Below are 9,657 nucleotides of genomic sequence, written 5' to 3'. Positions count from 1 at the left end.
TAAGGCGCTGGCCGGCTGGGGGCTGTCGGAGCTGGAGGACTCGGCGGTCCTGATCGTCTCAGAGCTTCTCAGCAACGCGAGCTTGCACGCGAAGGTGACGCCGGAACAGATCATCGAGACCCGCTACTTCCGCAGCTCGGGCGCTCTGCGCATCGAGGTCCACGACGGCTCGCCGGACCGCCCCCAGCCGCGTACCCCGGACCCGGAAGCAACGGACGGCCGAGGACTCCTGCTCGTCGACGCACTGGCGGACGAATGGGGAGTCGCCGACCGGGCCGGTCCAGGCAAAATGATCTGGGCCTCGTTGTCCTTGCAGAGCGCGGCGGAGCGTAACGCTACGGACGAGGGGCCGGGGCATGGCTGAGGGCGAGCGTCCTCCGCCCGGCGCGGTACGGCGGCCGGACATCGTCCCGTACATCGCCTGCTGGTCTTCGGAGCACCGCCCCCAGGGCACACTGATCGTCCGCAACGGCGGCATCGCGTACGCCGACGAAGGACCCTACGAACGCGACGACCTCGGCATCCTGTGGAAACGAGTCGGCATCAGCCCCGGCAAGGGACGCCCGGAGTTCGGCAACGTCCACACGCAGGCCAACTGGTCATGGAATTCCAGGAGTTCACGATCGTAGACCTGGCAGCGAAACACGCCGCCTACCGGAAACGCACCAAGGCCCGAGCCAGACTCTTCGACAAACGCTGAAGCGAGCACCTCAGTAGACACAGAACTCCCGCCCCTGCCGGACTCGGCGGCGCGGCCGACAGCAGCATCCCGGCTCCCCCGCCGGCCGCGCTCGACTCGCCCTTCCGCCACAACAGGGAGGCTTGCCCAAATACCGTACCGGCACAGCAGTTACACCAGTACACCGCAACGTGCGGCCAAGCCCCTCAGTTCGCTGGTGGTCCGACCGGACAGCAGCAGCCCGGAGACCATGGCCTTCGCCGCCGGCCGGGAGTGAGTCTCCTCCGGCGCATGCTGCTCCGCCATGAGCAAGGTGCGCACGCACTCGTCTGACCGCCATCGGCGAGCCGGCTGCGTAACTCGCATCCTCGACGGAACCTGGCAAGTTCCGGCAAGTCCCTCGCTCCGCGGCGCAGCCGCGGGCAAGCTCTGGCACACAGATCGTCATCGGCGTTCGAGGAGGACATCATGGCCCTGATCAAGCTCGGGAAAGACCCGGAGAGTCCTAGCGGCGGCTCGCCCACGATCTACCTCCACGATGTCAAGGACAACTACCTCGTGCAGGGGTGGAAGGTGGAGGACGCCGAGCGCCTCCGGCAGATGGACATCCCCGGCCACGAGTCGGTGGTAGAGATCCCCCGGCGCATGGTGCAGTTCTTTCTGGAGATGGAGCAGAGCACCAAGGACACCGACCCGGAGGTGAAGAAGGATGACGAGGACCCCAACGTTTGAGGAGCTGTTCCGCGACTGCCGAAGGACAGCCGTCCATCTGGAGATGCGGGACGCCTACATGAAGTCGGACCTGGCCTTCATCGACTGGAAAGCTGGCACGACCTTCGACCCCGCCGAGCGCTGGGCCGACTGGCACGCCATCGTCACGGAGGCGACCGCACGAGGTGTCGAGGTTCGCCGGGCACGCATCGTGTCGACGCCCGTCAGCGAGTACATCCGCTTCGAGCACGCGGTAACGGACGGACTGAACATTGCCGCCGGGGAAGACGTGCGCTGGCTCTCACGCCGCCGAGCGACGGTGGTCGCACTCCCAGGCAACGACTTCTGGCTGTTCGACTCCCACCTCGTTCTCCTCAACCACTTCGACGGCGATGGCGAGAACATGGAGATGGAACTCACGGAAGACCCGGAGGTGGCCAAGCTCTGCGGGTCTGCCTTCGAGGCCGTGTGGGTACGGGCAACGCCACACGCAGAGTTCGAGTTGTCCTGAGAGTCCCAACAGCACCGTCGTGACGACATGACATCGCCATCTTCGAGCGTTCAGGAAGCCCGGAAAGCGCTCGGGAAACGCCTGGCTGAGATCCGGAATGCGGCCGGAATGAGCAAGCGGGAGCTGGCCGGACGCTGTGGGTGGCACGAGTCGAAGGCTTCGCGCTTCGAGAGCGGCACCCGTCTCCCCTCGGAGCGCGACCTTCGCGATTGGTGCTCCGCCTGTGGCGCGGATGGCCAAGCCGAAGACCTCATCTCGACGGCCCGCGGAATCGAGGGCATGTATGTCGAGTGGCGCAAGATGGAGCGCAACGGGCTCAAGTGGGCGCAGGAATCCGTCCTTCCCTTGTGGGAACGCACCCAGCGGTTCCGCATCTACTCGCCGTGGCTCATTCCCGGCCCCGTGCAGACCGCTTCGTACATCACCGCACTTCTGACCTCCATCCGCGACCGTCGCGGCCTCATCGACGATGTGCCGGCGGCTGTCAGGGTTCGCGTGGGGAAGCAGAACATCGTCTACGGCAATCACACGTTCGCCATCCTCCTGGAGGAGAGCGCGCTCCGGTACCGCATTGGTGGAGCGGAAGTGCTGGCAGGCCAACTCGGGTACTTGCTGAGCGTCATGGCGCTGCCTTCGGTGAGCATCGGGATTATTCCGCAATGTGTCGACCGGTCGCTCTGGCCCGTCGAGGGATTCTTCCTGTACGACGACAAGAGCGGCCGTCGTGATCGCCACCATGCGGGGCCTCGTCTCCCCGCGCCCGGTCACCGTCCATAACCGCGCCGGAGAGCCGCTCACGGTCCGCCCGCACAACGACCGGCCGCACCGAACCCAATGGGTCGGCGGCCCGGTCGCCCACACCTTCGAAGGGGTGCTCGCATGACCATCTTCCTCAATCCCGGCACGGACCCGACGACACAGAAGGCCGTCCACGACCTTCGCGCCTGGGGGCACAACCGCCAGGGTCTCGGCGTCGCCCTCATCTACGGCCCGGTGTCCGGCGAGGATCGGCTCTACCACTCGAAGTGCCCCGTCGACCAGCGCTCCGTGACCGCCCTGTCCGAGGCTCTGGACGAGATCGGTGCCCGCTGGACCGTGCTCAACCCCTGCGAGCGGAGCTTCATCGAGGAACTGGCCTCGTACGATGTGGCCCTCTCCAACCTGCACGGCCCGTATGGGGAGGACGGACGTTTGCAGGGCCTCCTGGACTACCTCCGAGTGCCGTACTGCGGGAGCGGGGTCTCGGCGTCTGCGGTGGCCGCTGACAAGATCCTCTGCAAGAGGGTGATGCTCAGCCTGGGGGTGCCCACCCCCGGCTGGTCCGTGTGGTCGGGAGGGCCGGCGGCCTGGACCGGGCGACCTGTGATGGTGAAGCCTCCCTTCGGGGGCTCCAGCGTCGGCATGAGCCTCGTTCGCGAACAGGCGGACCTTGGACGAGCGCTGACCGACGCTGCCGGCGAAACGGGCGACGACGTGCTCGTGGAGGAGTACGTGACCGGCACACCGCTGACCGTGGGGCTCCTGGAGCTGCCGGGTGGCTCCGTCGCCATCTTTCCGCCGCTGGCGACGGAAGCCACCGACGCCGAGTTCTACGACACCGACACCAAGCTCGACGCCGACTCCCGTGGAACCGTCGCCGTGCAGATCGCGGACCTGGCACCCAAGGTGCAGAGCGAAATCACCTGGCAGGTCAAGACGCAGTGGGACGGTCTCGGGCTGCGCGGGTCGGCTCGTATCGACTTCATGCTCACCTCGGATGGCGAGTCGTACGCGCTGGAGGTCAACTCCACCCCCGGCATGTCGCGTGACTCGAACTTCGTGGTGGGTGCCGCCACGCTCGGCTTCACGCACACGGATGTCGTCCTGGCGATGCTGCACGAGGCGCTCGGCCGCCAGCCGTACGATGTCCCCCTGCCCACTCCCGCGTTCTCCGGCACCACGTCGACTCGGGAGGCTGCCGTCTCACCGTAGGAGCCAGCCCGCTGTGCCGCGCGTCCACGATGTCCCCATGTGCCGACAGCTCATCGACCCCGCCGAGTGGGATCTGCACGGAGGCTGGGCCCTCGGGGACCGGACCGAATGGTCCAACCGGGCGTGCGGCCTGGCGTCGCTGCGGATGATCCTGCTCGCCTACGGCCGCGAAGCTCCAACGGTCACGGAGCTGCTGAAACTCGCGGTCAAGAACGAGGTACTGACCCCGCGTGGAGCACTTCACGCAGGGATCGCCAAGCTCGCAACCGACTTCGGTGTCCCCTCCCGCGCCGAGCCCGTCCCGGCGGGGGACCTGCGCGAACGCCTCGACGATGCACCCGTGATCGTGTCGGTGACGGAACAGCTCCCCAATGACGGCCGCTCAGGCGGCCACCTCGTGATTCTGCGCGGCTACGAGAACAGCTCCGACCCCGCGGTCTTCATCCGAGACCCTTCCGCGTGGGGCCAGACGCATGATCGAGTCCCCCTCAGTCGTCTGACCTCTTCCTACACAGGCCGCGCGATCACCTTCGCGCCCTTGAACAACGGAGAGTCTTGATGACCGAGGCAGCCAGCGACATGACCGAGGCCGAGGGCGGCCGGAGGATCGCCGTACTCGGAGAAATGCTGGAGCTGGGCGACGAGGCAGTGGAAGCCCACCGCGAGATGGGGCGCTTCGCAGCCGAGCGCGGTGTCGATCTCGTCATTGGAGTCGGAGGCGATCTTGCGAAGCAGCTCGCCCTCACGGCTGGTGCGGCGGGCGTCCCGGATATCGCGCTCGTGGGTGACAACGCGACGGCTGCGGCCTACCTCCAATCCATCCTTCGCCCCGGTGACGTTGTTCTCGTGAAGGCGTCGAGGGGCGGCCAGCTTTGGCAGATCGCCCAAGCCCTGACCGGCCAACCCGTCACCAGCCTATGAGCTGTCTGCTTCCCGGCCAGGGAACGGCGGACGGTCGGACGTGACAGCCCGAGCGCGGCCCACCGGGCAGCGCTTCGGCGAGGGACACTGGCAGAGGGGCGGCGGCGCGCGGGCGTCTCGTAGGCCCTCCGTAGAATTGGTGCGTTGTGGCCGAGTGCGAGAAGACCGGGATGACTGAGATGGCTGAGACGGCCGAGACCGCTGAGCGCGCCGGGCGGGCCGTGCCGGAGCCCGGGCGTGGAACGGGTACGGCCGGGCGGGCCGGGGAACGCATGATGAGCCGGATGTTCCCCGGCGGCACCGGACCCGCCGCCGACCCCGCGGGCTCCCACTTCGAGCGCCGTATCCGCAGCTTCCAGCCGCGCCGCAGCCGCGTCACCACGGGCCAGGCCGACGCGCTGCGGCGGCTGTGGCCCGTCTGGGGCCTGGACATCGACGGGCAGCAGGTGCTCGATCCGGACGAGCTGTTCGGCGGGCTGCCTGTCGTCCTGGAGATCGGCTTCGGGATGGGCGAGGCGACCGCGCGGATGGCCGCCGACGACCCGGGCACCGGAATCCTCGCGGTCGACGTGCACACCCCCGGCCAGGGAAACCTTCTCCGGCTCGCGGAGGAGAACGGGCTGGCCAATGTCCGGGTGGCCAACGGCGACGCGATCATCCTGCTCAGGGAGATGCTGCCGCCGGAGTCCCTGGACGGGCTGCGCGTCTACTTCCCGGACCCCTGGCCCAAGAAGCGGCACCACAAGCGGCGGCTGATCCAGCCGGAGTTCCTCACCCTGGCCGCGGAGCGGCTGAAGCCGGGGGCCGTGCTGCACTGCGCGACCGACTGGGAACCGTACGCCGAGCAGATGCTCGCGGAGCTGACGGCCCACCCCGGCTTCGAGAACACCCAGCCGGACGGCGGATACGCGCCACGGCCCGCCTTCCGGCCGCTGACCCGGTTCGAGGGCCAGGGACTCGACAAGGGCCATGTCGTACGCGATCTGTTGTTCCGCCGCGTATCGGATCTGCCGGATCTCCATGAACTGCCGGAACAGCCGCAACAGCCGGAACGGCCGTCCGCCTGACGCCGCCCGGCCCCGTAACCGCCGGTAGCGGCACAGGCACCATCGTCAGTGTCAGTGCCGCTCGTTAGGGTCGTCGGGTGTCGGAACCCACTCAGCAGCGCCTCGATCCGGGCCCGGCGATCCCCGTCTACGAGCGGCAGCAGCAGCTCGGCGACCTGTGGACCGCCGTGCCGGAGCCTGCCCGCAGGCGCTATCGGCCGCGCCGCGCCTTCTGGCGCCATCGGGCGGTGCGAGCGGGAGCCGTGATCACGCTGCTCGCGCTCTGCGGCCTGGTGATCCTGGCGCTCGTCCGGGACCAGACCGGCACCGAGGGCTTTCTGGTCGGCCTCGGGCTCGCCGTGCTGCCCGTACCGCTGCTGGTCGCGGCCTTCCGCTGGCTGGACCGCGTCGATCCAGGGCCCTGGCGGAATCTGCTGTTCTCGTTCGCCTGGGGCGCCTTCGCCGCCGCCTTGGTCGCGATCATCGCCAACACCTTCGCGATCCGGTGGATAGCCACCGCCACCGCCGATCCGGCGGGCGCGGAGTCCCTGGGCGTCACGGTGATAGCGCCGGTGGTGGAGGAGAGCGCCAAGGCCGCGGCGATCCTGCTGGTCTTCCTGTTCCGCAGACGGGACTTCACCGGGCTGGTCGACGGAGTCGTATTCGCGGGCTTCACCGCCACCGGCTTCGCCTTCACCGAGAACATCCTCTATCTCGGCAGCGCCTTCGGCGAGGACCGGAGCGCGGGCAGCGCGGGCCTGGCCTCCATAACGGCGGCGACCTTCTTCGTACGGGTGGTGCTGGCGCCGTTCGCGCACCCGCTCTTCACCGTGCTCACGGGCATAGGCTTCGGCCTGGCGGCGACGGCGGCCCGCCACCAGAAGATCCGGCGGCTGGTCCTCCCACCGCTCGGTCTGGTGCTGGCGATGGGCATGCACGCGCTGTGGAACGGCTCGACGTCGCTCTTCGGCCCGTTCGGCTTCTACGCCGTGTACGCGGTGTTCATGGTGCCGGTCTTCGGGCTGCTGACCTGGCTGGCGATCTGGAGCAGACAGCGCGAGCTGCGTACGGTCTCGGCCGAGCTGCCCGCGTACGCGGCGGCGGGCTGGCTGCCGGCGTCCGCGCCTCAGGCGCTCTCCTCGATGCGGGCGCGCACGGTGGCGCGCGATTTCGCGGCCCGTACGTACGGACGCCAGGCGTCCAGATCAGTCGGCGAGTACGAGGCGTTCGCGACGTCCCTGGCGTTTCTGCGCCATGACGCCCGGCGCGGCAGGACCGGCCCGGACTTCGTGGAGCGCGAGCAGGAGCTGCTGCACCATCTCTGGGAGCGCAGGGAGACGGCCGGGCCCGCCCTGACCTATGCCGCGCGGGCCACGGGCCGGGTGCCGGTGCCGCCGCCGTACATCGACTACGACGGCTACAACCCGTACCGCCAGTACTGACGGCCAACCGACCGGCCGACCACCGGCCGACGACGGGCTGATGACCGACGAGACCGGCGGCCCGGGCGTCGGGCGGCGCGGCTCAGGGAGTCACGTGGCGCGGCTCAGGGAGCCAGGCCCTTGCTGCGCAGCCAGCTCATGGGATCAACACCGGAGCCGCCCGCCGTGTGGACTTCGAGGTGCAGATGCGGCCCGGTCACATTGCCGGTCGCGCCGACCCGGCCGATGGTCTCGCCGGTGGTGACCTTCTGCCCGGCGGTGACGGTCATCGAGGACTGGTGGCAGTACCAGATCTCCGTACCGTCATCCAGCTCCAGGATGGTCCGGTAGCCGTACGAGCCCGACCAGCCGGCCGAGGTGACCGTGCCGCTGTGCACGGCCTTGACCGGCGTGCCTGTCGGAGCGGCGAAGTCCAGGCCGGTGTGGTAACCGGAGGACCACATGGAGCCGGACTCACCGTAGGTGGAGGTGATGGTGTACGAGGAGGTGGGAAGGGCGAAGCTGGCGGCCAGCTTCGCGAGGCGCTCCGCCTCCGCCTTGGCCCTGGCCTCCGCCTCGGCCTTCTTCTTCGCCTCTTCGATCTTCTTCTCGGCCTCGGTCTGCTGCTTCTTGGCCAGTGCCGCTGCCTGCTCGGCCGCCGCGCGCTCCGCAGCCGCCTTCTCCGTGGCGTCGGCCTCGTTCTGCTGCTGCTCGGCCTGCTGGAGGATCCGGGCCCGCAGCGCCTCGCCGGCGTCCGTGGCGCCCTGTTCCGCGTCCGCGGCCGTCATACCGGCGGTGGTGAGCGGTGCGCTGGCCAGCAGATCCGGCTCGGCCTCGTCGGCCGCCAGCGATCCCATGCCCGGGAGCGAACCGGCGTCGGGAAGGTTGTCCGTGATGGCGTCGGGCAGGGATATGGAGACCGCGGGCTTGTCCTGCGCGGTGGCCATACCGCCCGCGCCGACGGCGGCTATGACACCCACGCCGAGGACGGTGGAGCTACGGGCGAAGCCATTGCGCTGCTTACCGACGCGATGCCTGCCGCGTACCGGGCGTACGGACTCCTCGGTGGGATTCCACTCGCCCCATGCCCGCTCCGGCTCGGTGCCGAAGGAGGTGGTTTCGAAGGGGACCGTGGGGGCAGGCTGATTGGACGCCACTGAGGCGCACTCCTTTCCTTCCTTCTCGCCTACCGGGTTAGCTGACGGGTTCGGAGCAGGAAGGTCTCCTACGGTTGTCCTGAGCTGCGCAAGGCAGCAAAGAACTCCCGATTCACCCCAATTGGTGGTTCCCCGGTTCCCTTGCGGGATTCGGCGCGTGAGCACGGTGCCGACTCTTACGACGGCTGGGACGACCGCGCTGCGTTATCGAACGTTAATAGAGACCAGGCCCTTATTCCAAGCCGTTCCGGGTGATCATTAACAACTTCGCATCGGACACACCAGGGCACATGCATACGCAATCGGGCGAGCTGACTGCCTTTCAGCCCGCCCGGCATACCTGACGGTATGTCAAATGTTATGCGGAGGGATACCTGTCGATCACACACGGTGGTAACGGCCCGGCGGGCCGCGCGCGAGCACGCCCGGGACACGCGGGACGCCCGGGACACACGAAACGCGCGGGACACGTCCGCCAGGGAACGAGTCAGGGAACGAGTCAGGACACGAGAGGTATCGTCCTGCGCCGTTCCGGCTGGACCTCCGTGGGCCGGTTCACCGCCAGCAGCGCCATGTCGTCCTGGCTCCCGCCGCCCGTGTGCAGCCGTACATCGTCGATCAGCGCCTGGAGCAGTTCGTCGGGCCCTTGGAAGATCCGTCCGTCGAGCCGGTCGCGCGGCACATAGAAGACACCCCGGGAATCACGCGCCTCGGAGAGTCCGTCCGTGTAGAAGAGCAGCGTCGATCCGGCCGGGTATTTGGCCTGCTGGGCACGGTCCGGCCACGCGCCCAGTTCGCTCATCCCGAGCGGCAGCGCGGGATCGCGCGTCTCCAGCATCCGTACCGCGCCGTTCTCGCACATCAGCAGCGGATCGGGATGGCCTCGGTTGACCAGCCGCACCACACCTCCGTCGTGCGGGATCTCGGCGAGCACGGCCGTGGTGAAGCCTTCGAACGCGTCCAGCCCGCCACGTCTGGTCCCGTCGCGCGTGAGAGCGCGCTCCAGCCGCTGCGCCACGCCCTCCAGCGAACTCTCCTGTTCGGCGGCCTCCCGGAAGGACCCGATGACGACGGCCACCGCCTCCACCGCCTCAAGCCCTTTGCCTCGTACGTCGCCGACCACCAGACGCACTCCGTACGGCGTGTCCTGTACGGCGAAGAGGTCGCCGCCGATGAACGCGCCCTCCTGGGCCGCCTCGTACCGCGCGGCGATACGCAGCCCGCCGATCCGTTCGGCGGG

The 9,657-nt window shown here is 68.6% G+C and carries 12 protein-coding genes and 1 riboswitch; of the genes, 10 read left to right on the top strand and 2 right to left on the bottom strand.

Annotated elements, in window-relative coordinates; all coding sequences use genetic code 11:
* The 10 genes from GA0115259_RS11495 to GA0115259_RS11440 all read left to right on the top strand — a co-directional run.
* On the top strand, positions 1-364 hold a 364-nt coding region (locus GA0115259_RS11495; RefSeq protein ID WP_237539924.1), incomplete at its 5' end, for an ATP-binding protein.
* Positions 357-629 (top strand): hypothetical protein, encoded by a 273-nt coding sequence (locus GA0115259_RS11490; RefSeq protein WP_093594687.1) that lies wholly within the window; start codon positions 357-359, stop codon positions 627-629. The genes GA0115259_RS11495 and GA0115259_RS11490, both read left to right, overlap by 8 nt.
* Before the next feature lie 518 nt (positions 630-1,147).
* Entirely contained in the window at positions 1,148-1,411 is a 264-nt protein-coding gene (locus tag GA0115259_RS11480; RefSeq protein ID WP_093594681.1) for a hypothetical protein, read from the top strand.
* A complete protein-coding gene (locus GA0115259_RS11475; RefSeq protein WP_176732509.1) occupies positions 1,389-1,901 on the top strand; it encodes a DUF6879 family protein in 513 nt (170 codons plus the stop codon). The genes GA0115259_RS11480 and GA0115259_RS11475 overlap by 23 nt, the downstream gene beginning before the upstream one ends.
* 27 nt (positions 1,902-1,928) lie before the next feature.
* Complete coding sequence (locus tag GA0115259_RS11470; protein ID WP_093594675.1) at positions 1,929-2,678, top strand: helix-turn-helix domain-containing protein; 750 nt, start codon at positions 1,929-1,931, stop codon at positions 2,676-2,678.
* Between the two features lie 102 nt (positions 2,679-2,780).
* Positions 2,781-3,872 carry a D-alanine--D-alanine ligase family protein gene (locus GA0115259_RS11460; protein WP_093594672.1) on the top strand — a complete coding sequence of 364 codons (1,092 nt, stop codon included), beginning with the start codon at positions 2,781-2,783 and terminating at the stop codon, positions 3,870-3,872.
* Positions 3,873-3,909: 37 nt separating this feature from the next.
* Positions 3,910-4,431 carry a C39 family peptidase gene (locus GA0115259_RS11455; protein WP_093594668.1) on the top strand — a complete coding sequence of 174 codons (522 nt, stop codon included), beginning with the start codon at positions 3,910-3,912 and terminating at the stop codon, positions 4,429-4,431.
* Positions 4,431-4,793, top strand: a complete 363-nt coding sequence (locus tag GA0115259_RS11450) for a glutamate ligase domain-containing protein (protein WP_107469167.1) — start codon at positions 4,431-4,433, stop codon at positions 4,791-4,793. The genes GA0115259_RS11455 and GA0115259_RS11450 overlap by 1 nt, the downstream gene beginning before the upstream one ends.
* A gap of 272 nt (positions 4,794-5,065) precedes the next feature.
* A complete protein-coding gene (gene trmB / locus GA0115259_RS11445; RefSeq protein WP_237539925.1) occupies positions 5,066-5,860 on the top strand; it encodes a tRNA (guanosine(46)-N7)-methyltransferase TrmB in 795 nt (264 codons plus the stop codon).
* A 77-nt stretch (positions 5,861-5,937) separates the two neighbouring features.
* A complete protein-coding gene (locus tag GA0115259_RS11440) occupies positions 5,938-7,281 on the top strand; it encodes a PrsW family intramembrane metalloprotease (RefSeq protein ID WP_093594661.1) in 1,344 nt (447 codons plus the stop codon).
* Positions 7,282-7,385: 104 nt separating this feature from the next.
* On the opposite strand, the gene GA0115259_RS11435 is transcribed toward GA0115259_RS11440, so the two are convergent.
* Both GA0115259_RS11435 and GA0115259_RS11430 read right to left on the bottom strand, forming a co-directional pair.
* Complete coding sequence (locus tag GA0115259_RS11435; RefSeq protein WP_093594658.1) at positions 7,386-8,417, bottom strand: M23 family metallopeptidase; 1,032 nt, start codon at positions 8,415-8,417, stop codon at positions 7,386-7,388.
* Between the two features lie 11 nt (positions 8,418-8,428).
* Positions 8,429-8,583, bottom strand: a riboswitch (cyclic di-AMP (ydaO/yuaA leader).
* Positions 8,584-8,916: 333 nt separating this feature from the next.
* Positions 8,917-9,657, bottom strand: a 741-nt coding sequence (locus GA0115259_RS11430) for a PP2C family protein-serine/threonine phosphatase (protein ID WP_141716531.1), incomplete at its 5' end; no start/stop codon positions are given.

This window comes from Streptomyces sp. MnatMP-M17 (genome assembly GCF_900091995.1).
Taxonomy (GTDB): domain Bacteria; phylum Actinomycetota; class Actinomycetes; order Streptomycetales; family Streptomycetaceae; genus Streptomyces.
This window is presented reverse-complemented; position numbering and strand designations above follow the sequence as displayed.